At 68.2% G+C, this 25,235-nt stretch carries 22 protein-coding genes; 8 read left to right on the forward strand and 14 right to left on the reverse strand.

What is annotated here, in order from left to right:
- The first annotated feature begins 343 nt into the window (after positions 1 to 343).
- Together dnaB and FHR04_RS16325 are read left to right on the forward strand one after the other, a co-directional pair.
- Entirely contained in the window at positions 344 to 1,690 is a 1,347-nt protein-coding gene (dnaB, locus tag FHR04_RS16320; RefSeq protein WP_039681670.1) for a replicative DNA helicase, read from the forward strand.
- Complete coding sequence (locus tag FHR04_RS16325; protein ID WP_039681669.1) at positions 1,690 to 2,361, forward strand: NUDIX domain-containing protein; 672 nt, start codon at positions 1,690 to 1,692, stop codon at positions 2,359 to 2,361. Before dnaB ends, FHR04_RS16325 begins: the two co-directional genes overlap by 1 nt.
- Before the next feature lie 83 nt (positions 2,362 to 2,444).
- Here the strand turns inward: FHR04_RS16325 and FHR04_RS16330 are convergent, their stop codons facing one another.
- Together FHR04_RS16330 and FHR04_RS16335 are read right to left on the reverse strand one after the other, a co-directional pair.
- Positions 2,445 to 3,185: an NAD-dependent epimerase/dehydratase family protein gene (locus tag FHR04_RS16330; RefSeq protein WP_170213991.1), complete on the reverse strand. Its 741-nt coding sequence runs from the start codon at positions 3,183 to 3,185 to the stop codon at positions 2,445 to 2,447.
- Between the two features lie 336 nt (positions 3,186 to 3,521).
- Positions 3,522 to 6,269 (reverse strand): AAA family ATPase, encoded by a 2,748-nt coding sequence (locus FHR04_RS16335; protein WP_139404342.1) that lies wholly within the window; start codon positions 6,267 to 6,269, stop codon positions 3,522 to 3,524.
- 441 nt (positions 6,270 to 6,710) lie between these two features.
- On the opposite strand from FHR04_RS16335, the gene gmd reads away from it, so the two are divergent.
- On the forward strand, positions 6,711 to 7,757 hold the full coding sequence (gene gmd, locus FHR04_RS16340; RefSeq protein WP_039681668.1) for a GDP-mannose 4,6-dehydratase: 1,047 nt from the start codon (positions 6,711 to 6,713) through the stop codon (positions 7,755 to 7,757).
- Positions 7,757 to 8,713 (forward strand): GDP-L-fucose synthase family protein, encoded by a 957-nt coding sequence (locus FHR04_RS16345; RefSeq protein ID WP_039681667.1) that lies wholly within the window; start codon positions 7,757 to 7,759, stop codon positions 8,711 to 8,713. The genes gmd and FHR04_RS16345 overlap by 1 nt, the downstream gene beginning before the upstream one ends.
- A gap of 84 nt (positions 8,714 to 8,797) precedes the next feature.
- Here FHR04_RS16345 and FHR04_RS16350 read toward each other — a convergent pair whose 3' ends face one another.
- From FHR04_RS16350 to paaZ, 4 genes are all read right to left on the reverse strand, one after another.
- Positions 8,798 to 11,371 carry a DUF937 domain-containing protein gene (locus tag FHR04_RS16350; RefSeq protein ID WP_170213992.1) on the reverse strand — a complete coding sequence of 858 codons (2,574 nt, stop codon included), beginning with the start codon at positions 11,369 to 11,371 and terminating at the stop codon, positions 8,798 to 8,800.
- A gap of 109 nt (positions 11,372 to 11,480) precedes the next feature.
- Positions 11,481 to 11,702: a hypothetical protein gene (locus FHR04_RS16355; protein ID WP_139404344.1), complete on the reverse strand. Its 222-nt coding sequence runs from the start codon at positions 11,700 to 11,702 to the stop codon at positions 11,481 to 11,483.
- Positions 11,699 to 12,088 (reverse strand): VOC family protein, encoded by a 390-nt coding sequence (locus FHR04_RS16360; protein WP_139404345.1) that lies wholly within the window; start codon positions 12,086 to 12,088, stop codon positions 11,699 to 11,701. Before FHR04_RS16360 ends, FHR04_RS16355 begins: the two co-directional genes overlap by 4 nt.
- 64 nt (positions 12,089 to 12,152) lie before the next feature.
- Positions 12,153 to 14,282, reverse strand: coding sequence for a phenylacetic acid degradation bifunctional protein PaaZ (gene paaZ, locus FHR04_RS16365; protein WP_139404346.1), 2,130 nt, complete (start codon positions 14,280 to 14,282; stop codon positions 12,153 to 12,155).
- A gap of 242 nt (positions 14,283 to 14,524) precedes the next feature.
- Here paaZ and FHR04_RS16370 point away from each other — a divergent pair, with 242 nt between their 5' ends.
- Positions 14,525 to 15,142 (forward strand): NAD(P)-dependent oxidoreductase, encoded by a 618-nt coding sequence (locus tag FHR04_RS16370; RefSeq protein WP_139404347.1) that lies wholly within the window; start codon positions 14,525 to 14,527, stop codon positions 15,140 to 15,142.
- Positions 15,143 to 15,158: 16 nt separating this feature from the next.
- Here FHR04_RS16370 and FHR04_RS16375 read toward each other — a convergent pair whose 3' ends face one another.
- The 3 genes from FHR04_RS16375 to FHR04_RS16385 form a co-directional block, all read right to left on the reverse strand.
- The gene (locus FHR04_RS16375) at positions 15,159 to 16,424 is read right to left on the reverse strand and encodes a dihydroorotase (RefSeq protein WP_139404348.1); all 1,266 of its coding nucleotides are present in this window, start codon (positions 16,422 to 16,424) and stop codon (positions 15,159 to 15,161) included.
- A 391-nt stretch (positions 16,425 to 16,815) separates the two neighbouring features.
- Entirely contained in the window at positions 16,816 to 17,670 is an 855-nt protein-coding gene (locus FHR04_RS16380; protein ID WP_139404349.1) for an SDR family oxidoreductase, read from the reverse strand.
- A gap of 310 nt (positions 17,671 to 17,980) precedes the next feature.
- Positions 17,981 to 18,637: a metallophosphoesterase family protein gene (locus FHR04_RS16385; RefSeq protein ID WP_245616382.1), complete on the reverse strand. Its 657-nt coding sequence runs from the start codon at positions 18,635 to 18,637 to the stop codon at positions 17,981 to 17,983.
- A gap of 127 nt (positions 18,638 to 18,764) precedes the next feature.
- Here FHR04_RS16385 and FHR04_RS16390 point away from each other — a divergent pair, with 127 nt between their 5' ends.
- A complete protein-coding gene (locus tag FHR04_RS16390; RefSeq protein ID WP_139404350.1) occupies positions 18,765 to 19,292 on the forward strand; it encodes a GNAT family N-acetyltransferase in 528 nt (175 codons plus the stop codon).
- Here the strand turns inward: FHR04_RS16390 and FHR04_RS16395 are convergent.
- Positions 19,289 to 19,456: a hypothetical protein gene (locus tag FHR04_RS16395; RefSeq protein WP_156122934.1), complete on the reverse strand. Its 168-nt coding sequence runs from the start codon at positions 19,454 to 19,456 to the stop codon at positions 19,289 to 19,291. The two genes, FHR04_RS16390 and FHR04_RS16395, sit on opposite strands and share 4 nt — an antisense overlap.
- Complete coding sequence (locus tag FHR04_RS16400; RefSeq protein ID WP_139404352.1) at positions 19,453 to 19,860, reverse strand: hypothetical protein; 408 nt, start codon at positions 19,858 to 19,860, stop codon at positions 19,453 to 19,455. The genes FHR04_RS16395 and FHR04_RS16400 overlap by 4 nt, the downstream gene beginning before the upstream one ends.
- Positions 19,861 to 20,071: 211 nt before the next feature.
- On the opposite strand from FHR04_RS16400, the gene rocF reads away from it, so the two are divergent.
- Positions 20,072 to 20,971: an arginase gene (gene rocF / locus FHR04_RS16405; RefSeq protein ID WP_139404353.1), complete on the forward strand. Its 900-nt coding sequence runs from the start codon at positions 20,072 to 20,074 to the stop codon at positions 20,969 to 20,971.
- Positions 20,972 to 21,213: 242 nt separating this feature from the next.
- On the opposite strand, the gene FHR04_RS16410 is transcribed toward rocF, so the two are convergent.
- Complete coding sequence (locus tag FHR04_RS16410; protein WP_139404354.1) at positions 21,214 to 21,795, reverse strand: DinB family protein; 582 nt, start codon at positions 21,793 to 21,795, stop codon at positions 21,214 to 21,216.
- Entirely contained in the window at positions 21,792 to 22,856 is a 1,065-nt protein-coding gene (locus FHR04_RS16415) for a tRNA dihydrouridine synthase (protein WP_139404355.1), read from the reverse strand. Before FHR04_RS16415 ends, FHR04_RS16410 begins: the two co-directional genes overlap by 4 nt.
- Positions 22,857 to 23,018: 162 nt before the next feature.
- Here FHR04_RS16415 and FHR04_RS16420 point away from each other — a divergent pair, with 162 nt between their 5' ends.
- Positions 23,019 to 23,522, forward strand: a complete 504-nt coding sequence (locus FHR04_RS16420; RefSeq protein WP_039681657.1) for a GNAT family N-acetyltransferase — start codon at positions 23,019 to 23,021, stop codon at positions 23,520 to 23,522.
- Positions 23,523 to 23,617: 95 nt separating this feature from the next.
- Here FHR04_RS16420 and FHR04_RS16425 read toward each other — a convergent pair whose 3' ends face one another.
- Entirely contained in the window at positions 23,618 to 25,021 is a 1,404-nt protein-coding gene (locus tag FHR04_RS16425) for an RtcB family protein (protein ID WP_139404356.1), read from the reverse strand.
- Between the last annotated feature and the right edge of the window lie 214 nt (positions 25,022 to 25,235).

A 25,235-nucleotide genomic window follows, 5' to 3' on the forward strand; every position in this document is an offset into this window, starting at 1 on the left:
GATCGGCGGGTTTTGGAGTCGTCACACACCCAAAACACCGCCGTTTATCCTGCCGATTCGCAACCTGTCACACGTTCAGGGATTTCCCGTCCAGCACAGCCTCAACTCGAAGATGTCCGGTACAGAGCAGCTCTTGAAAAGAACTTTGTCAGAGTGAGCGGGAAGCCCATGCCCCGACGGCGCGTGGGTGCTATGCTGCTCCCCAGTTCAGCCGGACCCCGGTCTGGCGAATGGGACCGCCCATCCGTCCCCATCTACACCGCGAATTGATTCCCGCGTGTGCCGCGCTTCCCCCTCTGCGGGAAGGCGCTGGCTGGCACGACCGGGCAAAGGAGAGAGGCTTTTGGAACTCACGCCGCGCGTTCCACCGCACAGCAACGACGCCGAGATCAGCGTGCTGGGCAGTGTATTACTGGACAACGACACCATGACCAACCTGGGCGACACGGTGGCCCCGGAGATGTTCTACCGCGAGGGCCACCGCAAGATCTTCACCGCCATGCGGGACCTGCAGGAGCGCGGCGAACCGGTGGATCTGGTGACCCTCAGCGAGGACCTGCGCAGCAAGGGCACGCTGGACGAGGTGGGCGGGCTGACCTACCTGATCGGGTTGTCGGACCAGGTGCCCACCGCCGCCTACGCCGAGCACTACGCGCGCATCGTGCAGGAAAAGCACACGCTGCGCCAGCTGATCAGCGCGTCGGGCAAGGCCATGCAGCTGGCCTACGACGCGCAGTTGCCGCTTGAAGACCTGCTGGACCGCGCGGAGAAGATGATCTTCGAGGTGGCCGAGCAGAAGAAGAAGGGCGAGCAGTACCAGGCGATGGGCGAGGTGGTCCACGACACCTTCGAGTACATCACGCTATTGCACGCCAACAAGGGTATTCCCGACGGCGTGAGCAGCGGCTTCAAGGATCTGGACGAGCAGATTTCAGGGTTGCAGAAGGGCAGCCTGAACGTACTGGCGGCGCGGCCTTCGATGGGAAAAACGGCCTTCGCGCTGTCCATCGCCCAGAACGTCGCCCTGCGCCGCGAGAAGACCGTGGCGGTGTTCAGCCTGGAAATGCCCAGCGTGCAGCTGGCCCTGCGGATGCTGTGTTCCGAGGCAAGGGTAGACATGAACCGCATCCGCAGCGGGCAGCTCAACGAGCGCGACTTCGAGCGGCTCGCGCACGCGGCGGGCCGACTGGCCGAGGCCCCGATGGTCATCGACGACGAGCCGGACCTGACCCTCAACGGTCTGCGCTCCAAGCTGCGGCGCATGGCCGCGCAGCATGGACAGCTGGGGCTGGTGGTCATCGACTACCTGCAATTGATGTCCGGCGGCAAGAGCAACGGCGGCAGCGACAACCGCCAGCAGGAGATCAGCACCATCTCGCGCGGCCTCAAGGGGCTGGCGCGCGAGATGGAGGTGCCGATCATCGTCCTGAGCCAGCTGAGCCGCGCCGTGGAGCAGCGCCCCAACCACCGCCCGATGCTCAGCGACCTGCGTGAATCGGGGGCCATTGAGCAGGACGCCGACATCGTGATGTTCATCTACCGCGACGAGTACTACAACAAGGAAACCGACCAGCAGGGCATCGCCGAGATCATCATCGGCAAGCAGCGCAACGGCCCGGTGGGCACGGTCAAATTGCAGTTCCACAGCTCGCACGTCCGCTTCAACGACCTCGCGCCGGAGGGCATCTGATGACCGGCGACGGCGGGGCCAAGAACGCGGCGGCAGGCGGCCAGCGCAGGCGGCGGCGGCGGCGCACGCCCGGTAGCAGCACGCCGGGGCCAGGACAGGTCACCAACACGGTGGCGGTGCCGGTGCCCGCCGCGCCCAGCAAACGCGGGCAGAAACGGGTGGTGGAGGGACCGCGCATCGCGGTGGGCTGCATCGTACTGCGCGGCGAGGAGATCCTGCTGGTGCGCGAGCGGGGGCGCTGGTCCCTACCCAAGGGTGGCCTGGAAGGCGGCGAGCTGATTCAGGACGGCGCGCGCCGCGAGACCTTCGAGGAAACCGGTCTGGTGGTCGAACTGCGCGATCTGGCGTTTATCGTGGAGTTCAAGGCGCAGACCTGGGGCCACCACCTGCAGTTCTTCTACACCGGGCGCGAGGTCAGCGGCAAGCTGGAGCCGCGTGACCCGGACCGTGACGTGCAGGAGGCCCGCTTCGTGCCGATCCGGCACCTGCGCGAGTTCATCCGCTTCCGTCCGCGGCTGGTGGCGCTGGAAACCTGGCTGCGCGAACGCCGCCCGCGCCACTTCGTCTTTAACCTGGACAAGGAACCGGCCATGCTGCGCAAACGCCGCCGCGTGGGCGAGGGCGGCGTGAGCGTGGTCGATTCGGACCTGACCGACGAACCGGATTTGTAGCGGGAGGCCGCAAGGAATCACCCTGGGCGGACTGCTGTGTCCCCACCCAGGGTGATTTTCCGTCCTGCCCGCAATGGCCCGCCTCAGGCCACGTTGCCGCCGCGCGTCCCCGTGCGAACCGTGATCGGTCCGGTGGCCGAGAAGTTCTCCATCAGAAACAGACAGGCGTGGGCCGGGTCCTCAGCGTACAGCTGATTGCGCTGCCACACGGCGGCGCTCTCCTGCAGGCTGCGCGGGCCGACCACCGACATCTGGCCGAAGGAGGCGGCGGCAGTAGTAGATGCGCCGCCTGACAGGGAGGCCAGGGTCACGTCGCACTCGTCCTGCGCGCCGTCCATGTGAAACACCACCGAGATGAAATCGCAGCTGTACTGCTTGCGGTAGCGGTCACACAGCCCGGTGACCAGTGACCGCATCAGCTGATCGCTGTCCCGGCCCTCCTGCTGATAGGCGCGGATGGCAAATTCGTCGGCCTCGTAGTGCAGGGCCTGCAGGTCAAACTGGCAATCGATGATGCTCAGCAGCTTGCGGACCTCGTACAGATAAGAGGCGTGAATGATGTTGGAGGCGATCATGACCTTGCTGTACAGCGACTCGGCGGGGCGCAGCAGACCGTCAAGCACGTGTTCGCCGGTCAGGGTGGCCAGGAACACGTAGTCGGGCAGTTCATGCTCGAAGAAGGCCTGCACCGCCCCCTGCGAGCGCAGATCAAGGTCCTCGGCGGTTCGGGTGACCAGATTCCAGTAGCCCAATTCTTCCAGCTTTCGGCAGACCACGGCGCCGATCAGGCTGTCATGTCCCGCCACGTAGATTTTGGCATCCACCGGAATTCCCATTCGCATCGTTCGCCCCACCCTCTGACCCGCATGTCTCCGTCCCTGGCACGTCGCCAGAACGGTTGGTCCTAGCGGCAGCCCATCCCGAATGGATGACCCACCCACCGGGCCCACCAGCGACGCTCCGGTCCTCACGCTGGGCGCAGACCTCGCGGCGCCGAAGCCCTCACGGTGACGGCAGTGTTCATGAAGCGGCGTTACTACGGCGTTAATTGTGCAGGGGTACGGCGGGCCGGGACCGCAGCTTGCCGACAGGCCTTCACTGCGGGAACCGGCGTGACCCAGGAGGCAGGTGAGGCAGCCTGCGCGGAGGCCGTGACCAGATCAGCGCTGCACGGTCAAGGGCAGCACGGCGGCAGGCCGGTCCTCCTGCGGGCCGGCAACCCCCACACGCTCCGGGGCCGCCGCCAGGGGCAGCAGCGGCTGACCGTTGAGGCTCAGCTCGCCCACGGTCAGGGCCAGGTCCAGGGCGCGGGCGTGCAGTTCCAGCCGTTCGGCCGCCTGGCCCGCCATGTTGAAGACCAGCTCATGCTGCATCCAGGTGCCCAACGCTACGTCGCTGTGAACGACCTGGCGCTGGCCCTCCTCGGTGTAGTCGGGCGTAGGTTCGGGGGTCAGCACCCGCGCGCCGTCCGCGCCCGGCACGGCAAAGCGCAGCGGAAAGGCCACCTGACTCGGCCCCAGTTCGTGGCCGCCGTGGAAAACGTCCAGCCGCCACACCACCCTCAGGGTCAGAACCGGGACGTCGCGCAGCCCGGCGGGCACCGGCACCTGCACCCGCAGGGTGTGCGGATGCCCGTAGCGGCCCTGACTCAGGACGCTGAGCCAGCCGCCCGGCTCCCAGGCCAGCCGGTAACCCTGCCATGTCACGGCGGCGCTGGCCGCGGCGTGCGTCCGCCGCGGTTCAGTCACACCCTGAACCGGGCGCGCGGGAAGGGCCGGGGCCGACAGCACCTGGGCCGCCATCGGTCCCAGCAACGGCTCGGCCCTGGGTCCGCCGGTCCTGGACAGGGACCGCAGCAACGGACTGCCCGGCCCCAGGCGGGCGCGGTAGGCTTTGCGCAGACGCTCGGCGTCCTGATCGGCCCCGGCCCGTTCGGCGTAATACAGGGCCAGACCCGGCTGGCTGGCTTCCAGCTGCGCGGCCAGATGACGCCGCAGCGCCTGCCGCTCTGCCTGAGGCAGCAGGCCCGCCAGCGCAATTCGCAGCCCCTCGGAACGGAAGCGGTAGCACGGCTCGCTGCGGGTCACGTCCCCCAGCGAGCCGAAAGCGGGCCAGCCCAGGGCACTGGGCGCTTCGGTCTCGATCAGGGCGCGGCGGTCCAGCGCCTCGCGCAGCAGCGCCGCCGCCGGCAGGCCCGAGCGCGCCGCGTCGGGCAGCGACTCGGCCAGCGTGAAACTGAAATCACCCTGAATCACGCTCAGGTGGCTCAGGGCCTCGCGCAGCGGCGCGGGCCAGCCGTCGATCTCACCCAGGTAGGTGTCGCGCATGCAGCTGGGCAGGCGGCCCATGGGCAGCGCCCCGCCCGCCAACATGCCAGCGCCGCGCGCTGCGGCTGCGAGGGCAAAGCCGGCCTGTGGCAGGCCCTCTTCTTCCAGCAGGGCCAGCAGGTGCAGCGGATTGCCGCCGCTGCGCTGCAGGATCACGGCGGCCCGCGCGTACAGGTCCGCGCCGGAAGCAGCAGGGTCAAGGTCCAGTCCGCCGCGTGCCCCCAGCGCCTGGACCACGCTGCTCAGGGACAGCGGGGTGACTTCCAGCACCAGACTCTGCGCCTCTCCAAAACGGCGCAGCAGGGCGCGGCACAGCGGCGCCTGGGCCGGCGGCGTGCGGCTGAGCATGATCAGGGCGCGGGGATGGGCCGCCGGAACATTCAGCAGGAATTCAAGCAGCGAGGCCAGTTCGACCGGCGCCGTGTGGGCATGATCGAGGACGATGGCCAGCGGTTGCGGCAGGGTGGCCAGCACCGTCGCCACCTTGACCAGATCCTCTTCCAGGCTGCCGGGGCGCAGCAGCACGTCCTGCAGGGTCCGGACCGCATCGGTCTGCGCGCCGGAGGGCTGGGCCGGGGGGGACTGGGTGGAGAGGGAAGGCGCCTCGAAGGCTGCGGCGTCAGGCGCCGGTGGGGGGGCCAGAAAGGGGTGGGCCAGCAGCGACTGGGCCAGCGTCGCCACCACCAGGCGGCCTGCGCGGCTGGTGCTGACCCGCAACGCCAGCCAATCTTCCGCGGCCAGCGCCCGGTCCGCCTCGTAGGATTTGCCGCTGCCGGTGGGGCCATGCAGCACCACCACCTGCGGTCCCTGAGCGGCGCGCTGCAGGCTGCGGCGCAGACTCTGCTCGCGAACCGGGGCGCTGAAATGCAGTGCCCCGGCCTCCCCCACGGTGGCGGGGGGAGCCAGGGCCGTGTCCGCCTCATGGCCGGGCTCGGCGGGCCGGGACTCCGGACGGGCGCCCTGATCCGCCGTTCCCCGCGCACCGACAGGAGCGGGCGCCGTCAGGAAGGCCGACTCCGGCTCCCGGCCCTCCAGCGCGAACTCACCGGGATGCACGAAGCCCAGCGCCTCGGCGCGCGCGGCAATGGCGCGGGTGGCCCAGCCCTTGCCGCCGCGCTCGAACTGCCGGTAGGCCCGGCCCAGCACCTCCTCGACATGCTCGGTCAGCACCCAGCGCTGGTGGTCGATCCATTCCTGAAAGGCCGGGCTGCCCAGGTCCTCCAGGCCGCTGAGCGGCACCCCGCGCAGGGTGGACAGCCACTGCGCCAGCCCCGCCTGGTCCAGCTCGGTGCCCAGCTGCGACAGCCAGCTGTTCAGATCGGTGTCGACGTTTTCCAGGTACAGCAGCTGGCGGCTCAGCGGAAACAGGTTCAGCCCGGCGGAGCGGATACGGGCCAGCTCAACGCGCAGGTTCTTGCGGGCCTCGGGGGTGTTCCACAGCAGATCGGCCAGCCGTTCACGGTGCTGGGGCAACTTCTCGATGGTCAGGTACGTGATCAGCGCCACTGCCTTGGCCGACAACGGCACCGGGCGACCGTTGTAGGTGACGTGGGCATGTCCCAGCAGATGTACGGTGAGCATGGCTAAACTCCGTGCGAGGTGATGGGCAGGGGCCGATCATCGCCGTGGAACAGCCCGGCGAATGGGGGCTGTGCCGGGGGACAGGGGCAAAGGCGGGGCAACATGGCTGTCTTCATTTCCTGCTCGCAGGGTCCCAGTCTGCGACCCAGCATAGCCTGGGATTCTTGAGTCTCGTTAATTATCTCTCATTTGCCATCAGCTTGAGGTCAGATTCTGGCCGATTCGGCCCGGTGACGTGCTTTTCTGGTGAAAAAGGAGCGCTCGCGCCGGAATTTATGTTAATCCTGGGGTTCTGGCAGGGAACTTACAGACCCTGTTTACGGTTCTGAAACGCAGGCTTGGCAACACTCCGGCACATATGGGGCCAGCGCGCCCGCTACAGTGGCCCGGTAGAGTGGATGGGCAGCCGGCAGCAGTCGGGCGCGGCACGAAGGAAGACTTATGAAAAAAGCACTGATCACAGGCATCACCGGACAGGACGGCAGTTATCTCAGCGAACTGCTGCTGGACAAAGGCTACGAGGTTCACGGCGTGATTCGCCGGGCCAGCACCTTCAACACCGAGCGCATCGATCACCTGTACCACGATCCGCACGACCCCGACGCCCGGCTGTTCCTGCATTACGGTGACCTCGCCGACGCCTCGGGCATTCGCGCCCTGCTGGAAAAGGTGCAGCCCGACGAGGTCTACAACCTGGGCGCGCAGTCGCACGTCAAGGTCAGCTATGACCAGGCCGAGTACACCGCCGACGTGACCGGGCTGGGTACGCTGAGACTGCTGGAAGCCATTCGCGACGTGGGTGGACGCACCGGCAACCCCATGCGCTTTTACCAGGCGTCCAGCAGCGAGATGTTCGGCGCGGCCCCGCCCCCGCAGGGCTTGCACACCCCGTTCCATCCGCGCAGCCCCTACGCGGTGGCCAAGGTCTACGCGTACTGGCAGACCGTCAACCACCGCGAGGCGTATGACCTGTACGCCTGCAACGGCATCCTGTTCAACCACGAGAGCCCCCGGCGCGGCGAGACTTTCGTGACCCGCAAGATCACCCGCGCGGTGGGCCGCATCAAGATGGGCCTGCAGAAGAAGCTGTACCTGGGCAACCTGGACGCCAAGCGCGACTGGGGCCACGCCCGCGACTACGTGGAAGCCATGTGGATGATGCTGCAGCAGGACGCCCCGCGCGACTACTGCATCGCCACCGGCGAGGCCTACAGCGTGCGCGAATTTGCCGAGCGGGCCTTCGCGCTGGCCGGGCTGAACCACGAGGACTACGTGGAGATCGACCCCCGCTACTTCCGCCCCGCCGAGGTCGATTACCTGCTGGGCGACGCCGCCGAGACCCGCGAGAAGCTGGGCTGGACCCCCAAAACCACCTTCGAGGAATTGGTCCGCGAGATGGTGGAGCACGACCTGGAACTGGCCCGCCAGGAGCGCACCCTGCGCGAGGCGGGCCACACGGTGGCGCTGAAGGGAGCCGGGGCGTTCTGATGCGCCTCACAGACCGCATCTACGTGGCCGGGCACGGCGGCCTGGTCGGCAGCGCGCTGCTCCGGCGCCTGAAAGCCGACGGCTACAGCAACGTCTTGACCTGCAGCAGCCGCGAGCTGGACCTGCGCGATCAGGGGGCGGCCCTGGCTTTTTTTGAGACTGAGCGCCCGCAGTACGTGTTCCTGGCGGCGGCCAAGGTGGGCGGCATCCACGCCAACAGCACCCGCCCCGCCGAGTTCCTCTACGACAACCTGATGATCGCCGCCAACGTGATCCACGCGGCCCACGTGACCGGCGTAGAGAAGCTGCTAAACCTGGGCTCCACCTGCATCTACCCGCGCGACGCGGCCCAGCCGCTGCGCGAGGACGCCCTGTTGACCGGGCCGCTGGAAGACACCAACCGCGCCTACGCGGTGGCGAAAATCGCCGCCATTGAGCTGTGCGACCAGTACCGCGCGCAGTACGGCGACGATTTCGTCTCGGCCATGCCCACCAACCTGTACGGGCCGGGGGACAATTTCGACCTGATGGGCAGCCACGTGTTGCCCGCGCTGATCCGCAAGATGGTGGACGCCCGCGAGGCCGGCGCGCCCACCGTCAGCGTGTGGGGCAGCGGCACACCTCTGCGCGAATTCCTGCACGTCGATGATCTGGCCGACGCCTGCCTCTTCCTGATGAAGAATGTTTCCGAGCCGGGACCGATCAACGTGGGCACCGGCCAGGACCTGAGCATCCGCGAGGTGGCCGAGCAGATTCGCGCCGTGGTGGGCTACACAGGCGAACTGGCCTTCGACGCCAGCAAGCCCGACGGCACGCCGCGCAAGATCACGGACGTCAGCCGCATCCACGCGCTGGGCTGGCACCACCGCATCGCCCTGGACGAGGGCCTGCGCAGCACCGTGGAGTGGTATCTGGCCCACCGCGGTCAGGTGCGCGGCGAGGCCGTGGCCGGGTAGAACTGGCCCGCCACGCAGCGCGAAGAACAGTGGTCCGTCTTCCCAATGGGAAGGCGGACCACTGCCTTGCCGGCAGTCCAGGGTCTAGCGAACGTTCAGGGTCAGGCGGGCGCCGGGGGCATCGCTGGCGTCCGCCCCTGCCGGGCGAATCTCGTAGGTGACGCTGACGGCCTGTCCGGCGCGGACACCGGGATTGCTGGTAAAGCTCCAGCCGCAGCCCGCACCCACCGGCACCGTCTTGCGGCCCACGGTGCGGTCGCCCCGCTTGACGGTCACGATGTAGGCGTCCCCGCTGCCCTGGCCCCCAAAGCGGTACGGCGCGGTGACGGTCTCACCGTCGTTCAGGCTGATGCTCAGCGGCTGCGTGCAGGCGGCCCCCTGGGCGTTGGTGGCGGCCTCTACCGTGACGGGGACGGTCGCCACCTCGTCGCCCACCGCCGAGCGGATCACGTAGGTTTTTTCGCCCTCGCCGGGAGCGGGCACCGCACGGGTCCAGGCGCCGTCCGCGCCCACCGTGAAGCGGCCGATGCTGACGCCGTCCTCCAGCACCTCGAAACTCTGGCCCGGCGTGCCCGTGCCCGACAGCGTGAAGCCCGCACCGGACACCTGTGCGCCGCTGGCCGGACGGTCGACGCTCAGGTCTGCCGCGCTGCCTGCATCTGCCGAAGTGGCGGGCACGGTGTCTGGCGTGGCCGTGGTCTCCGGCGCCGCCGCATCTGCCCCGCCCGTTCCAGCGGGGACGGTGTTTCCGGCTGCCGTGGGATCAGGGGCAGCAGCGTCTGCCTCATCCACCACGACGTTCAGCACGGCCATCTCCCCGCCCGCCCCATTCCTGAGCGTGTAGGTCTGCGGTCCCGTGGGGGCCTCCTGCACGTCCAGACTCCAGGTGCCATCGGGGCCGATGGTGGCGCGGCCGACCGGGCTGTCGCCCAGGAACACCTCCACGTCCTCCCCGGCCGGGCCGGTGCCGCGCAGCGCAAAGCCGCCCGCCGGCACACTCGCGCCGCTGGGCGGAGCAGTAAAGACCGGCTGCACGGGCATGCCGGGCATGGCCCCGCCGCTGGTGGCGTCCGGCGTGGTGCCGGCCCCAGAGGTGGGCGCGGCGCTGGGTGCCGTCTCGGGCACAGGGGTGACTGGAGGGGCAGACTGGCGGTTTTGCACCAGCCAGCAGCCGCCCAGCAGCAGCACCAGCAGCAGCGGAATCAGCCACAGCGGCAGGCTGCCGCGCCTGCGGGCCGGTGGGGGTGGGGGCGCGGCAGGCGTCTCGAAACGGGCGGGCCGGGGCGGCTTGAGGGGGGAGGGTTTGGGCGACGCCGAAGCGGGCGGACCCTGCCGCACGGTGGCGCGGGGCGTGGTCTGCACAGCGCTGGACACCGCGCCGGGCAGCGGCGTCCCGCTGGTCAGGCTGGCGATCAGCACCCCCAGGCTGGAGAAGCCGGGCGGCAGCGCCCCTTTCAGGCCGTCGGCCAGCCCGCCCCAGGGCACGGCACCCAGGCCGCCTGGATGGGCACGGGTCAGGACCGACAGCACCAGCGGGGTCAGCAGGGCCAGCAGGCGGCGCGAGCTGTCGCCGCTGCCGCCCAGCGCGCTGCCCAGCCGTCCGGTCACCGCATTCACGTCCCCGAACAGCGAGGCCAGCAGCCCGCGCCCCTGGCCCTCGATGCGGGCCACCTCCACCGGGCTGTCCAGCAGCGCGGTGTTGACCTGCCCGTCGTCCGAGGTGAGGGGCGCGAAGGGCCGGGCCAGCGTGTCCAGGTTGCCCCCAGCGCCGGCCTTGCCTGCCAGCGCCGCCAGCACCACCGGCAACGCGGCCAGGGCGGCCTGCTTGCGAACGCCACCACCGAAACCAGCCACCGCACCGATCTGCTGTCCCACCGCGCCGCCGAAGCGCGTCTGGAGATGCTTCAGCAGCCCTTGCGGGGTGCTGGGGTCCGGCGGGGCGGTGGGGGCTGCGTCCACAGGGACAGCCGAGGCCGGCGGCTCGGGCGCCTCCACCGGAACCTCCGGCGTCTCCATGACCTCTGATGCGAGCGGCATGGACTCTGACGCAGGTGGCTCCGGCACCACGGGCAGGGGCTCCACAGGAGTCCCTTCGGCGGGCACGGCCTCCGCACCCTCCGGTTCCAGGGGAGGCGCCGCGTCCGCTGCTCCTGCCGGCGGCTCATTGAAGGCTGTCGCCGCCTTGGCCGGCTCCGGACCCTCCAGATCCAGCAGCATCGGCGCCACATTCCCCGCCTTCAGGCCGCGCTGCCCCAGGGCACTCAGCAGCAGCGGCAGCGCCAGTTGCAGGAGGGCCTGAACCCTGGCCGGGTCCGCCCCCGTCTGGGCGGCCACCTGTGCGGGCAGGCCGTCGGCGGCCTCGCCCAGCAGCGCCGGAACCAGCATTTCTCCGGCCTGTTGCAGGTGGTCCGCGCCGCCCGATTCTTCCAGTGCCCCGGCCACGCTGCCAAAGGGAGGCAACGCCGCCACCGTTTCGGCGATCATGGCCTCGCCTTCGGGTGTCCGCGCCGAGTGGGCCAGCGCCCGCAGTTGCAGGGGCAGTCCAGCTTCAAGCACTTGCCCGGCCAGTTCCGGCTCCAGGCCTACCAGCGGCGCCAGCCGGGCCACCGCGTCGGGGTCAAAGTAGGATTGAATCAGATCGGTTGCATTGATGGACATTTCCCACAGCATAGGGTGAAGGGCCAGAGAGCGCGGCGCGCGGCTGAATTGGGCAACCGTCCGGCGGAAGGCACCTTCGCCAGCGGCGGTCCATCTCACCAACCCAGGCTCAACGTTCATTCCCACGCTTGAAGTTGCCAGTCACGCGCGCCATCAGCAGCTGTGCCGCGTGATCCTCCAGCCCATCCACCCGTCTCAGGAACCGCTCGGCGTCGCGGCCCGCCAGCGTGGTCACGGGCCGCCCGTAGTGCGACACGATCACCCGCCCATCTTTTAGCGCGCGGTAGTCAAAACGTCCGTCCAGCAGTTCGCCGCGCGCGTCTTCCGTCATTCCAGGGGGACGCTGGGGTGCGAACCCTCGACGACTTCCAGCCGGTTGCCGAAGATGTCCTTGAGAAACACGCGCGGCACGCCCGCCTCGGCGTCGGAGGTATGGGCAATGCCGTGCGCGTCGCAGTGCGCCACGAACGCGCCGATGTCATCGCAGCGCAGCGCCGGATGCCCCTTCTCGCGCGGCACGAAGTCGGGGGCCACGCCCACGTGTAGCTGTCGCCCATCGGGCAGGGCGAACCATACGCCGCCGTTCTTCTCCAGCGCGGCAGGCTTACGAAGCTCCGGCAGGCCCAGGAAATCGCCGTAAAAGGCGCGGGCGTCGGCCTCGCACCCGGCGGGGGCTTCCACCTGAAAGTGATCAAGTCCGGTGATCAGGGTAGGCATACAAGAAAGCGTAGCAAGCAGAGTCGCCCCTGTTTGCTACTCCTCCAGGGACAACACGTCGAGACTACGCCTGCGCGGCCCCCTCTCCCCCACCCTGGGCCGGAGGATCAAAGTCATCGCGCGCCCGCACCACCAGGGTCAGGATGTCGTAGGTGGCGACGAGTTCATCATTCTGGTTGGTGATCTCGGCGCGCCACTCCACCACCCCGGTGGGCTGCTTGTCGTCCGGGCGCAGGTCTTTGCGGATCTTGCGCTTGCAGGTCAGGCGGGTGCGGATGGTGTCGCCGATGCCCACCGGCTCCACGAAACGCAGGTTCTCCAGCCCGTAGTTCGCCAGCACCGGCCCCGGCGCGGGCGAGACGAACATGCCGGCGGCGGCGGAAATCAGGAAATAACCGTGTGCCACCCGTTTGCCGAAGATGCCTTCCTTGGCGCCGATCTCGTCCACATGCGCGTAAAAGTGATCGCCGGTCAGGCCCGCGAAGTTCACGATGTCGGCCTCGGTGACGGTGCGGCGGTGGGTCAGGAGGCTGTCGCCCACCCCAATCTCGTCGAAGCTCTTGCGGAAGGGGTGAATCACGTCCTCGCGCACCTCGCCGCCCGGCACGTACTCGCGGGTGATCGCGGCCAGGGTGGTGGGATCGGCCTGCACCGCCACCCGGTTCATGTGGTGCTTGACGCCCGCGATGCCGCCCAGCTCCGCGCCGCCGCCCGCCCGTCCGGGGCCGCCGTGGAGAAGCTGCGGCAGCGGGGAGCCGTGGCCGGTGCTTTCCTTGGCGTCGTCGCGGTTGAGCACCAGCAGGCGCCCGTGCGTGCTGGCCAGCCCCAGCACCAGCTCGGTGGCCTCGGCGCGGTCATGCGTGATCACACTGCCGGCCAGCGAACCGCGTCCCATGCGCGCCAGCTGAACCGCGTCGTCCAGCGAGTCGTAGGGCAGCAGCGTCGCCACCGGACCAAAGGCTTCCAGCTCGTGCGGCCCCGTCGCGGTCAGGGGCGAGTCGCACAGCAGTACGGTGGGATCGAGGAAGGCGCCCTTCTCGCGGTCCCCGCCCAGCAGCTCGCCCTCCGCGCCGCCGCCGATCACGACGCGCGCCTCCTTGCCCAGCTCGGCCAGCGTTTGCCGCACGCGCTCGCGCTGCTCCACGCTGACGAGCGCGCCCATCCGCACGTCGTCGCGGGCCGGATCGCCCAGCGTCACCTTGCCCAGCTCCTTGCGCAACGCCTCGGTCACCGCCTCCACCATTCCCGAAGGCACGATGGCGCGGCGGATGGCGGTGCATTTCTGGCCCGCCTTGCCGGTGATCTCGCGGGCCACCTCCTTGACGTACAGCATGAATTCGGGGCTGTCGGGAGTGACGGTCAGGCCCAGCACCGAGGCGTTCAGGCTGTCGGCCTCGGCGTTGAACGGCACCGAGTGGGCGATGATATTCGGGTGCACCTTGAGCTTGGCCGCCGTCGCCGCCGAACCGGTGAAGGCCACCAGATCCTGTTCGCGCACGTGGTCGAGCAGGTCGCCCGGCTCACCGATCACCAGTTGCAACGCGCCTTCGGGCAGCAGGCCAGATTCGATGATGTCGCGCACCACGCGCTCGGTCAGGTAGGCGGTCTGCGGCGCGGGCTTGACCAGACTGGGCATCCCGGCGATAAAGGCCGGGGCGAGTTTTTCCAGCATGCCCCACACCGGAAAGTTAAACGCGTTGATCTGCACGGCCACGCCCTCGCGGGGCACGAGCAGGTGGCGGGCCACGAAGGTTCCGGCCTTGCCCAGCGTCTCCACCTTGCCCTCGGGCAGGAAGCGCTCGTCGGGCAGTTCGCGCCGGGCCATGCTGCTGTAGCTCAGCAGGGTGCCGATGCCGCCCTCGATGTCCACCCAGCCGTCGCGGCGGGTGGCGCCGGTCAGCAGGTTCAGGGCGTAGTACTCCTCCTTGCGCTCCATCAGGTACAGGCCCAGGGCCTTCAGCGCCCGCGCCCGCGTGTGGAAGGTCATCTTTCGCAGCGCCGCGCCCTTCTGGCGGCCATATTCCAGCGCCTGTGCGAAGTCCACCCCCTCGGAGGAAATGACAGCGACGGGGCGGCCATACACGGCGTCCACCAGCGTCTGTCCGTCGGCGTTGGCGTGCCACTGGCCGGACACGTAGGAGGCGGGGCGGAGGATGGTTGGGGCTTGGGCCTGAGCTTGAATCTGGGTGGTCATGGGGACTCCTGAGGGCAAGGCGAAAGGGCGGCTGAGTATTGAAAATCAGCATACGCGATGCGCCCAGAAGGATTTGAGAGCGCCGCCCGAGTCCAGCCTGGATCAGCCGCGCCCAGCACAATAAGGTGAGCGCAACGGGGTCAGCCCAGCGAGATCAGCTCCGCCCGAACCGGGGGCAGCAGGGCGTTGCTGTGCCAGTCAAAGCAGATGGTCCACCAGAGTGAAAAAAGGAGTGCCAGCAGATGAACATAGCGATTTTGGGTGGAACCGGGAGAACAGGCCGTGAGATCCTGCGCCGCGCCTTGCAAGGCGGCCATGACGTCAAGGCGCTGGTGCGGTCTCTGGAAGACCGTGAGCCGCAGCAGAGGCTGACGCTGCTTCGGGGAAACGCCAGGAACGCCGACACGGTGACGCAACTCGTCGCCGGAGCAGACGCCGTGGTGAGCGCCCTCAGCACAGACCAGACCACCACGCTGACCGAGGCCATGACCGCCCTCATCGCCGGGCTGGAAACGCATGGGGTCTCCAGAATCGTGACCATCGGAACAGCCGGCATTCTGGAGAGTAGAACCGAGCCGGGGAAACTGCGCTACCAGTCCAGCGAGTCGCAGCGCACGCAGACGTTTGCGGCCGAGGAACACCGGCGGGCCTATGAGCTGCTGCGTGGTTCCTCGCTGGACTGGACAGTGGTGTGTCCAACGTATCTGCCAGAGGGCGAGGCGGTGGGCGGTTACCGAACGGAGCGGGATTACCTGCCCGTGGGCGGCCAGCAGATCTCCACCGGGGATACAGCGGCCTTCGCCTACGACGAACTGCTGAAGGGGGAACACGTCGGCTACCGGGTGGGCATCGCCTACTAATTTTGAATTCTGACCCTTACTCCCGCCGGTAGGCCACCTGCCCGGCCACCACCGTCAGCAGCGGCCAGCCTTTCAGCGTTTCCCCGGCCCAGGGCGTGAACTTCGCCTTGGACTTGAATTCGGCGGGGTTGACCTCGTGTTCCGTCTCCAGATCGAGAATCACCAGATCGGCGGGGGCACCCGTTTCCAGCGAGGGCACCGGCCAGCCCATCACGCGGGCGGGGGCAGCGGTCATCAGGTCCAGCAGCTTGTCCAGGCCCAGCTCTTTGCCAAAGCGGGTGTACATCAGCGGAAAGGCCAGCTCGATATACGCGATGCCGCTGGGCGCGTCCAGCAGATCGCGTTCCTTCTCGGCGCGGGTGTGGGGGGCATGGTCGGTGGCGAGGCAGTCCACCGTGCCGTCTTTCAGGCCCTCCAGCAGGGCGTCGGCATCACGCTGGGTTCGCAGCGGCGGGGCCACCTTGTAGATCGCGTCGAAGCCACGCAGCGCCTCGTCGGTCAGGGTCAGGTGGTGGGGGCAGACCTCGCAGGTCACCCGGAGGCCGCGCGCCTTCGCACCGCGCACCAGGTCCAGGGCGCGGGCGGTGGACAGGTGCTGGATGTGCAGGTGGGCTTCACTGCCCTGCGCGTGCAGCCCGGCCAGAATCTCCAGATCGCGGGCCACGCGGGCCGCCTCCGCCGCCGCCGGGTTGCCGGGCAGGCCCAGCGCCTCACTGACCGGCCCCTCGTTCATCACGCCGTCGGCGCGCAGCGAGGCGTCCTCGGCATGCACGCTCACCACCATGCCCAGGCTCCCGGCGTACTCCAGCCCCAGCCGCAGCACCCGCGCGTTCTCGTTGGTCCGCCCGTCGTCGGTGAACATGGCGGCCCCGGCGTCTTTCAGGTACGACAGTTCGGCCAGCGCCTCGCCGTTCTGGCCCCTGGTCAGCGCCGCCGCCGGTTTCAGGCGGGCAAGGCCCAGCTCCTCCGCCTTCCCGATCAAGCTACGGACGACGGCCGGCTCGTCAATCACCGGCGAGGTGTTGGGCATGCAGACCACCGTGCCGTAGCCGCCCGCCGCCGCCGCCGCGAGGCCCGAGGCCAGGTCTTCCTTCTCGGTCTGCCCCGGCTCGCGCAGGTGGGCGTGCAGCTCGATCAGTGCGGGGGCCACCGTACCGCCCTGCCCATCGATGGTCTCGCCCTCTGCCGGAATATTCCAGCCCTTAATCACGCCGTTCTCGATGGTGACGGACTCGGTCTCGGTGGCGTTGGGCCGGCGGATGTTGGTGATGGTTAAAGTCATGGCAACCTCGAATCAGAGTGTAATACGGACTCCGATTGAAAGGTGTTGAAAACACCTGAAAATCCGAGCGGAGCGAGCAGGAGAAAAACGGGTTCCGGGCGTGGAGTGTGGAAACCGGTGCTGTCCCGGTTTCTACGCGAAACAGACGGAATCCGTATAAGGCGGCGGACGTCCGTGACAGCAGTCAGGGCAGGGGCGCGGCAGCAGGCGCCCGTGAATACGGCGTTCAGCGGCATGGCCCATCGGCAGGAGGGCGGGAGTTTCCACTACGCCCAGCCGGACAGAAGCCCATACAGCCAGAAAAAGGGGGTGCGGTCAGCCCTCGCAGGGGACTCGGGGGAAGACCGGCGCGTTCTCCGCCACCGTCGCCCCCGGCCCCCCCTCCGTTCGCTCAGCCCTTCTGCCCGCTGTCCTTCTGCCCGAAGCCCATCGCCTGGAAGGTCTGGTACTGCGGCGCGCCGCCCAGCATGTTCTGGCCGCCGTCCACGGGCAAGATCACGCCGGTCACGTAACTGGCCGCGTCGCTCACCAGGAACAGCGCCGCGTTGGCGATGTCCTGCGGCACGCCCATGCGGCCCAGCGGCACGGACCCGGCCACCCGGCTGCGGCTCTTCTCGTCGGGGGCCAGCCGCGCCATGCCCTCGGTGCCGTCGATGGGGCCGGGAATAATGGCGTTCACGCGGATGCCACGCAGGCCCCATTCCACGGCCAGCGTGCGCGTCAGGGCGTCCACCCCGGCCTTGGCCGCCACCACATGGGCCTGCATCGGCACCGGGACGCCGTAGGCGCTGATGCTCAGGACGTTGCCGCCGGGGGCCTTCAGGTACGGGGCCGCCGCCTTGATGGTGTGGAAGGTGCCGATCAGGTCGATGTCCACCACGCTCTTGAAGCCGTTGGGCGAGATGCCGTCCACCGGGGCCGGAAAATTGCCCGCCGCGCCCGCCAGCACGATGTCGAAGTCGCCGTGCGCTTCCACCGCCTGCGCCACCGCCGCCTCCATCGCCGCAAAGTCACGCACGTCGGCGCTGACGCCGATGGCCCGCCCGCCCGCGTCCACGATGCCCTGCGCGGCCTTCTGGGCCTTTTCCAGGTTGCGGCCCAGGATCGTGACCGCGCAGCCGTGCGCCGCGAAGCTCTGGGCAATGCCCAGGTTGATGCCGCTGCCACCGCCGGTGATCAGGGCGTGTTTGCCCTGCAACAGGTCGGGGCGGAAGGTGGATTCGGGCGTGCCTGCGCTGAGGGTCATGGGGACTCCTTTAAAAAACCAGAACGTGGGGAAGATGCGGGCAAGGGCACGAAAACGCCGTCCCCTCGCCTGTGGGCGGATTGCCCAGCACTGTAGCGCGAAATGGGTTTTGCCCGGCGCGTGTCTCGGGAGACGTGACATGCCAGACCCGGCCCCTCTCCCCAACCTAGAGCAGTTGTCCGAATTGCAGCATCAGAAAAGAAGACTTCTGATGCCTCCATTCTCCCAACTGCTCGTTGAAATTCACTCACTCTCTGCGAGCTGTGCCAGTCCGTTCGGTCAAAAGGAAACAGCTCTTTTGACAAATGCTTTAAACGTCCAGCACCCGGTAGCCGTAGGCGTTGACCACCCGTGTCCCTGAGGCCGCGTCCACGTATTCCAGCTTGCGGCCCTCGTACTCGTGGATATGCCCGTGGACCAGCAGCGCAGGGTGACGCCGCTGCATGAAGCGGTTCAGTTCCGGGCAGCCCCGGTGGGCGTAGTCGCTGCCCGCATGGGGGCCGGTGGGCGGCGCGTGCGTCAGCAGGAGGTCCACGCCGCGCCGGGTCCGCCAGGCCAGTTTCCCCAGCCCCCAGCGGGCCTCGTGGGCGCTGTACTGCCCGCGCCCCTTCTCGCGGTAACGCGGTGCGCCGCCCCAACCCGCGATCCTGAGCCCCGCTTCCTCCACCACGCGCCCATGCGCCGCGATCACCCCACGCGCGGGAATGCGTCCGTCGCCCTCGTTGACGTACTCCTCCTCGTGGTTGCCGTGCACGTAGATGATCGGCACGGTCAATTTGGTCGCCAGGAATTCCAGGTAATAGCCGGGAAGGTCCCCGGCGGCCAGCACGGCGTCCACGTCTGGGACGCCCTTTGGAAAGCCCTCGCGGTACACGAAAGGATGCACGTAGTCCGCCAGCAGCATGACCCTTTTGCCCAGCACGCGCGGCTGAACGGCAGGGGAGGCGTCGGGAACGGTCTGGGTCATCGGGGCAGGGGGTGTTCGCAGGGCATGAGTAGGCGGGTGGATGGTCAGTGTGCCGAGTGTATGGCAGCCACCGACAGCGGCACGTCCAGGACGGGACCGGGCGAAAGATTCACGATACCCTGCCCACGTGTCCTCTCTCTTTACCCCTCGTTTACAGCTGATTCCCCTGACCCGCGCCATGATCGTCGCCCGTCTGGAGGCCGAGGACTTTTCCCTAATCTGTGACACGCCAGACGGCCCAATGACGATCTTCTTCCCCGCCGAGTGGCCCGGCGCGCCGCTGGGGGCCTTTCCCTATTACCTGACCCAGACCGACGCGCAGGGCATCAAGCCCGGTTCCTTCGTGGCCGTGACGCGTGAGGGAATGCGGGCCATCGGGCAACTGGGCAGCAAGGGCAAGCCCAACGCGGCAGGAGAGCTGGAAATCGGCTACGGCCTGAACCCGGACGTCTGGGGGCAGGGGCTGGCCACCGAGGCGGTCGGCGCACTGGTCGCCCACCTGCACGCCCGGCCCGACGTGCAGACGGTCACCGCCCAGACGGCCCTGTCCAACCGCGCCAGCGAGCGCGTGCTGGAAAAACTGGGCTTCGTGCGTACGGGCAAGGGGTGGGACGAGGAAGAGGGCGAGTTGACGGTGTGGGCGCACCAGGGTTAAGTCGCGCGGCGTAGGGCTGCGCGCAGCAACGCCAGCGCCGCTCTACCGTTCAGCAGCAGGGCCAACCGTCCACCCTCCGGCCCATACAGCCCGCCCGTCCAGACGCCCGGCCCGGCCAGTTCGGAGTGCAGGAGTCCAAAGCGCGGATGTCCGGCGACGATCACCCCAAACACCGGCCCCAGCACCAGATTCCACGTGAAGTGAAACCCGAACCTGCCCAGGACGAGCGTGCCCAGGCATAAACCGCGCAGGTGGGCAGACCAACGACGACAGCGACATTCAGGCCGGTGGGCAGCGTGGCGTGTGGATTCCACAGGTGCGTCAGGCCGAAGACCAGTGACGCCCCAAGGGCGGCGAGAGGCAACGGCAGCACCCGCCGCAGCAGGCCAAGCGCGAGGGAGCACAGGAAAGCCACCTCCCACAGCGACTGGATGACCTGCCAGCCAGCCTGGCGCGCGAAATAACTCCAACGCATGAAGTCCCATGGAACGTTGACGCCTGGGACGGCCTCAAGGCCCCGAACATCAAACCAGCCGAACGCCGCAGACACGCCCAGCACGGCGCACACCAGACCCCTACCCAGGAGCAGCCCCCACCCCAGCGCCTGCGTTCCAGAAGCCCGTCCTCCCCTGCGCCGTCCAGCCGTCACTCCCCACCTCCAGCTCTCCGGAAAGCATGAATATTCAACTGAATACAGCTTAAGTCCGTGTGACGCTATGTTCGCAAAAATAATGTTGCAGCCGCAAGGCATAAGCCCTTGCCTCCCCTACACTGAATGCATGAACGTTTCTATTCTGGGTATTCCGATGGATCTGGGCGCGGGACGGCGCGGTGTGGATATGGGGCCGTCGGCGCTGCGCAACGCGCATCTGGCGACGCATCTGCGCGAACTGGGGCACACTGTCAAGGACCTGGGCGACGTCGACGTGGCCCTGCCCGAGACGCTGGACAAGCACGAGGAGGCGGGACTGGTGTTTCTGGACCCGATCATCAACGCCTGCCGTGACGCGGCCGGGCGGGTGGCCGCGCTGCCGGAGGGCACCTTTCCCCTGACCCTGGGCGGCGATCACAGCGTCAGCATGGGCACCGTGACCGGCAACGCCCTGCGCGGCAACCCGGCAGGCGTTCGCAGCGGCCTGATCTGGGTGGATGCCCACACCGACTACAACACGCCGCAGAGCAGCCCCAGCGGCAACATCCACGGCATGCCGGTGGCCCACCTGACCGGGCTGGGCGACCCGCGCCTGAGCAACCTGGGCGGCGGCTGGCACATGCGCCCTGAGGACATCGTGATGATCGGTATTCGCAGCGTGGATCAGCGGGAACGCGCCCTGATGCAGGAGGCGGGCATCCTGGCCTACACCATGAAAGAGGTGGACCAGTTGGGCATCACCCGCATCGTGGACGAAACGATGGAGCGCCTGGGCCGCCTGGAGCGCCTGCACGTGTCCTTCGACGCCGACGCACTGGACCCCGGCCTGTGCCCCGGCGTCGGCACCCCGGTTCCCGGCGGCCTGACCTACCGCGAGGGCCACCTGCTGATGGAACTGCTCTCGGAAACCGGGCGCGTCACCAGCATGGACATCGTGGAGGTCAACCCGATTCTCGACACCCGCAACCAGACGGCGGAAGTGATGGTGGGCATGGCGGCGAGCCTGCTGGGCCAGCGCATTCTGTAGGGCCGCACCACAGCAAAAGCGCCCCACCTGAAGAAGGATGTGGGGCGCGTTGATGTTCTGGCCTGCGTTGATCCCGGTGAGAGGTCATACGGACTCCGATTGAAAGGTGCTGAAAACCCCTGGACATCCGAGCGAGACTCGCAGAGCTGCGCTAGCAGAGGAAGAGCGTCCTCTCTTCGAGCTGTCCCAGTCATGGGCGTCTGTCCATGACGGCAGCGAGCACGAAACAAACGGAATCCGGATCAGCCCTGCGTGGAATCGCCTTCCTCGGCGTCCTCTGGTTCCGGGGCGTCCACCTGACTTCCCTCGGTCACCTGGGGCCGGGCAAAGCGCAGGTAATCCGCCCAGGGCGGCGTGTGGCCCAGCTGGCGAATCAACAAGGCGATCTGGGCCGTGTGGCGAACCTCGTGGGTCATGACGTTCCACATCAACTGGTCCAGGGTCACGGTATCGCTGGCCGGATCGTCCTGAATCAGCTTGATGCTGCGGTCCAGATCCGGGTTGGAATCCAGGAACGTCTGTGTCTGCTGCCCCACCGTGCGCCCGTAATCGATGATCCACGACAGGTCGTACTGCTGGGCCTGCGGCTTGACCCAGTCGTGCTTGAAGCGTCCATCACTCTGCAGGTCCTCGCCGCGCGCGATGTAGTGGACCCAGTGGTCCTCGACATCGGTGATGTGCAGCAGCAGGTCCTTGATGGTGTGAAAGCGGTCCCCGGACTCGATCAGATCGCGGTCCAGATCGGCAGTGGGCAGGGCACGCAGATAATTCCAGAGCTGCTCGCGCGCGGCAGACAGGTAGGTGTAGTACTCGCGAACGTTCATGGGTAACTCACAGCATACTCTGCGGCGGCCGTCGCCGTCGCGCCTGTCTGCATGGCCCCGTCATTCAGCTCCGCGTCACGCAGCAGAGGCGTCAGCGCCCGCTCGACATCAGCCACGGTGACCACCTGCGTCAGCTCGGCGTGCAGTTCGGGATACTCCGGCAGGTAACGGGGCAGCACTTTCCGCAGTGGACGCAGGGTCAGGCGGCCGGTGTCGTCGTTGTAGAACTGGGTCTGCAACTCGGCGTGGCGCAGGGCGGTCCGGGCACGCACCGGGGCGCTGGGCCGCTCCTCGCCGCCGTGCCCCCCGGCCAGGGCCCGGAAGATCCACGGATTGCCCACCGAGCCGCGCCCGATCATCACGGCGGCCACCCCACTTTCGCGTTGCCGTTGCCGGGCGGCCGCCGCGCTCAGGATGTCGCCGCTGCCCACCACCGGCACCGCCACGCTGGCGGCCACACGGGCAATCGCGTCCCAGTCGGCCTCGCCGGTGTAGCGCTGGCGGCTGGTGCGGCCATGCACCGTGATCAGCGACGCGCCCGCCGCCTCCAGCCCTTGCGCCACCTCCACGCTGCGGTCCGTGTCCCAGCCCAGGCGAATCTTGGCGCTCACGTCCAGGATGGTGGCCGCGCGCATGGCCTGGAGCAGCGTGTAGGCCACTTCCGGCGTCTGCAACAGGCACGCGCCGCCCTTGCCGCGGATCTTGGGCACCGGGCAGCCCATGTTCAGGTCGATGGCGGCCGGGGCAAACCACGCCTCAGCGCGGGCCACCGCATCCGCAAGCAACTCGGGCTCCGCGCCGAACAGCTGCACGGCCCGGCCCTGTTCCCCGGCGTAGGGGCGGCCCAGGTTCAGCTTCTCGGTATCGCCCCCCATCACCAGGCCGCGTGCGCTGATCATCTCGCTGACGGTCCACAGCGCCCCCTGCTCGGCGGCCAGCTGCCGCATGGGCGCGTCACTGTACCCGGCCATCGGGGCCAGGACCGCGCCGGGGCGGGCCAGCCGGGCGGCGTAAAACCCCGGCGCACTGGCAGACAAGGAGGAGGAGACATCGGCACTCATCCCTGCAGGGTAGCGCAGCCCCCCCTCCACGACGTGAACGCCCGCTCAAGCGTCGAACCAAAGGCAATTCATACGCGTGTCAGAGGGCCGGGTGTATGCTCTTTTCAGTCCAGTCCCTTCCGCCCTTCCCTATTCCTGCCGCACTGGACAGGAGGCTCAACCTTGAATTCCACTCCGCTGGCGCTTCACCACGCGCCGCTGCTGCACATGCTCTACTCCGCCGCACCCGGCTACTTCGCGCTGCTGGGCAGCCGGGTGCCGTCGCTGTGCGAGGTCGAGCGCGACGTCGAGATCGCCCTGCTTGATCCGCGCCGCCGCTTAGAACTGCTGCACGACGCGGACGGCGAGTTGGTGGGCAGCCTCGACTACAAACTCGACTATCCCCAGGCGGGCGACGTGACCATCAACCTGCTGCTGATCCGAGAGGACCGTCAGTCCCAGCGGCTGGGCGAACAGGCCGTCCGCGACCTGGAAGAGCGCCTGCCCGCCGACATCACGCGCGTTCTCGCCAGCGTGCTGGGCGACAATCCGCGCGGCGCCCGCTTCTGGGAACGGCTGGGCTTCGAGTTCACCGTGGACGCCCGCCCGGTCATGACGTGGTACGCCAAGCCGCTGCACGCCCGTCTGCACGACACCGATCCTGGCCTGAGCGTGGCGAGCGACTGAGGCCTGCTGTTCAGCTGTTCCCCCTACCTGCGCCTGCTGTCCACTGACCCATGAAAAAAGCCCTCTCCAGACGAAGAGGGCCGGGGGACGGGGGTTTAAATATCCTGGCTGCCGCTGTCCATGCGGACGACCTTCGGCGTGAAGCGGGCCACCACGTCCACCAGATCGCTCTGGCGTGAAATCACGTCCTCGATGCGCTTGTAGGCCTGTGGGGCCTCATCGATGCCGCCGCCGATGAGCGTGACGCCGCGCCCTTTCAGGTAGGCGGCCACCTCCTTCTTGACCAGCGTGCTGGCGGCGGCCTTGCGCCCCAGCTGGCGGCCTGCGCCGTGGCTGGCGCTGGCCAGCGCGTCCGCGTGGCCCCGTCCGCGCACCACAAAGCCAGGATCGGCCATGCTGCCCGGAATCAGGCCCAGCTGTCCGCTCGCGGCGGGCGTCGCCCCCTTGCGGTGGACGATCAGCTCCTGCCCATTCACCTGCTGCTTCCAGGCCAGGTTATGGCTGTTGTGGACGGACGCCAGCACATCCACCCCCAGCGCGCGGGCCAGTCGGGCGTGGATCAGCTCGTGGTTGGCCAGCGCGTACCGTCCGGCCAGATTCATGGCCTGCCAGTACGCCTGCCCTTCCTCGGAATCCAGGGACAGCCACGCCAGCTTCCTGGCCGCCGGGTCCAGATGGGGATGCAGTCGCTCGGCCAGAGCAGTGAAGTGTCCCGCCACCTGTGCCCCGAAGCCGCGCGAGCCGCTGTGGGACAGCAGGGCCAGGTAGTTCCCGGCATCCAGCCCCAGGTCGGGCTGCGCCAGACTCAGCGTGCCGAACTCGGCGAAGTGGTTGCCGCTGCCGGAACTGCCGATCTGCGCCGCCGCCTTCTCGAACAGGTGGCCCAGCAGGGGCTGATCCTCCCAGGTTCCCTCATGCAACACGGCGTGATCGTCGCGCTCGCGCTTTTCAAAGGCCACGCCCGCGCCGAAACGCGTGTGCTTGAGCAGCAGGGTCCTGGCTTCCTCCAGCTTCAGGGCATCCGGCTGGATGGGAAACACGCTCAGGCGCATGCTGCAGCCGATATCGACGCCCACGCCATACGGAATCACCGCGTTTTCCGTCGCCAGCACGCCGCCGATGGGCAGGCCGTAGCCCACGTGCGCGTCGGGCATCAGCGCCCCGGCACGGGTGACCGGCAGGCGCATCGCCACGTCCATCTGCGCGCGTGCGCCCGGCTCGATCAGGTCCGCGCCCCAGACGCCGTAGGGCAGCGGCGCACCCAGCAGGGCCGCTCCCTTTTTGCTCTCGTTCACGGCGTGCTGCGCGCTCAGTTCTGCGGCCAGCGCCGCGTAGACGCCGCCCGCCAGATACGCGGCAGGATCGGCCTGTACCGCACGCAGTTCGTCCAGCACCGCGCCACGTTCCAGCCCTGCACCCTCGCGCACAGCGGCGGCGGCCACGGCCAGCCCGATGGCCTTCTTCTCGAATCCCAGTTTGGTAATTTGCTTTCCGTTCATGGTCCTTCCCTTTGCTTCAGAGGCGACGGTGCCTCTGGCCTTGTCTCTGATCGGGGGCGTCGTCGCCGCGCCGCGTGTCTTCTCCGTAGGAATTGCAGTCCGCTGGCATGTCCACCTCCCTGTCCGCGTTCCACTGTGCCGCATGGCTGGACGCGGCGGTATCCGCACAATGGCGGGTGGGTGGCTTAGCGTGGCCCATCACAGACCCGTCAGT

It is taken from the genome of Deinococcus radiopugnans ATCC 19172, from assembly GCF_006335125.1.
Taxonomy (GTDB): Bacteria; Deinococcota; Deinococci; order Deinococcales; family Deinococcaceae; genus Deinococcus; species Deinococcus radiopugnans.

What these genes read in the sequence shown, in the direction of transcription:
- FHR04_RS16410 (WP_139404354.1), bottom strand. Translation starts at nt 21,795, where the DNA reads ATGAACGTTCGCGAGTACTACACCTACCTGTCTGCCGCGCGCGAGCAG.
- rocF (WP_139404353.1), top strand. Translation starts at nt 20,072, where the DNA reads ATGAACGTTTCTATTCTGGGTATTCCGATGGATCTGGGCGCGGGACGG.
- gmd (WP_039681668.1), top strand. Translation starts at nt 6,711, where the DNA reads ATGAAAAAAGCACTGATCACAGGCATCACCGGACAGGACGGCAGTTAT.
- paaZ (WP_139404346.1), bottom strand. Translation starts at nt 14,282, where the DNA reads ATGACCACCCAGATTCAAGCTCAGGCCCAAGCCCCAACCATCCTCCGC.
- FHR04_RS16385 (WP_245616382.1), bottom strand. Translation starts at nt 18,637, where the DNA reads ATGACCCAGACCGTTCCCGACGCCTCCCCTGCCGTTCAGCCGCGCGTG.
- FHR04_RS16355 (WP_139404344.1), bottom strand. Translation starts at nt 11,702, where the DNA reads ATGACGGAAGACGCGCGCGGCGAACTGCTGGACGGACGTTTTGACTAC.
- FHR04_RS16375 (WP_139404348.1), bottom strand. Translation starts at nt 16,424, where the DNA reads ATGACTTTAACCATCACCAACATCCGCCGGCCCAACGCCACCGAGACC.
- FHR04_RS16335 (WP_139404342.1), bottom strand. Translation starts at nt 6,269, where the DNA reads ATGCTCACCGTACATCTGCTGGGACATGCCCACGTCACCTACAACGGT.
- FHR04_RS16370 (WP_139404347.1), top strand. Translation starts at nt 14,525, where the DNA reads ATGAACATAGCGATTTTGGGTGGAACCGGGAGAACAGGCCGTGAGATC.
- FHR04_RS16350 (WP_170213992.1), bottom strand. Translation starts at nt 11,371, where the DNA reads ATGTCCATCAATGCAACCGATCTGATTCAATCCTACTTTGACCCCGAC.
- FHR04_RS16325 (WP_039681669.1), top strand. Translation starts at nt 1,690, where the DNA reads ATGACCGGCGACGGCGGGGCCAAGAACGCGGCGGCAGGCGGCCAGCGC.
- FHR04_RS16425 (WP_139404356.1), bottom strand. Translation starts at nt 25,021, where the DNA reads ATGAACGGAAAGCAAATTACCAAACTGGGATTCGAGAAGAAGGCCATC.
- FHR04_RS16415 (WP_139404355.1), bottom strand. Translation starts at nt 22,856, where the DNA reads ATGAGTGCCGATGTCTCCTCCTCCTTGTCTGCCAGTGCGCCGGGGTTT.
- FHR04_RS16345 (WP_039681667.1), top strand. Translation starts at nt 7,757, where the DNA reads ATGCGCCTCACAGACCGCATCTACGTGGCCGGGCACGGCGGCCTGGTC.
- FHR04_RS16360 (WP_139404345.1), bottom strand. Translation starts at nt 12,088, where the DNA reads ATGCCTACCCTGATCACCGGACTTGATCACTTTCAGGTGGAAGCCCCC.
- FHR04_RS16380 (WP_139404349.1), bottom strand. Translation starts at nt 17,670, where the DNA reads ATGACCCTCAGCGCAGGCACGCCCGAATCCACCTTCCGCCCCGACCTG.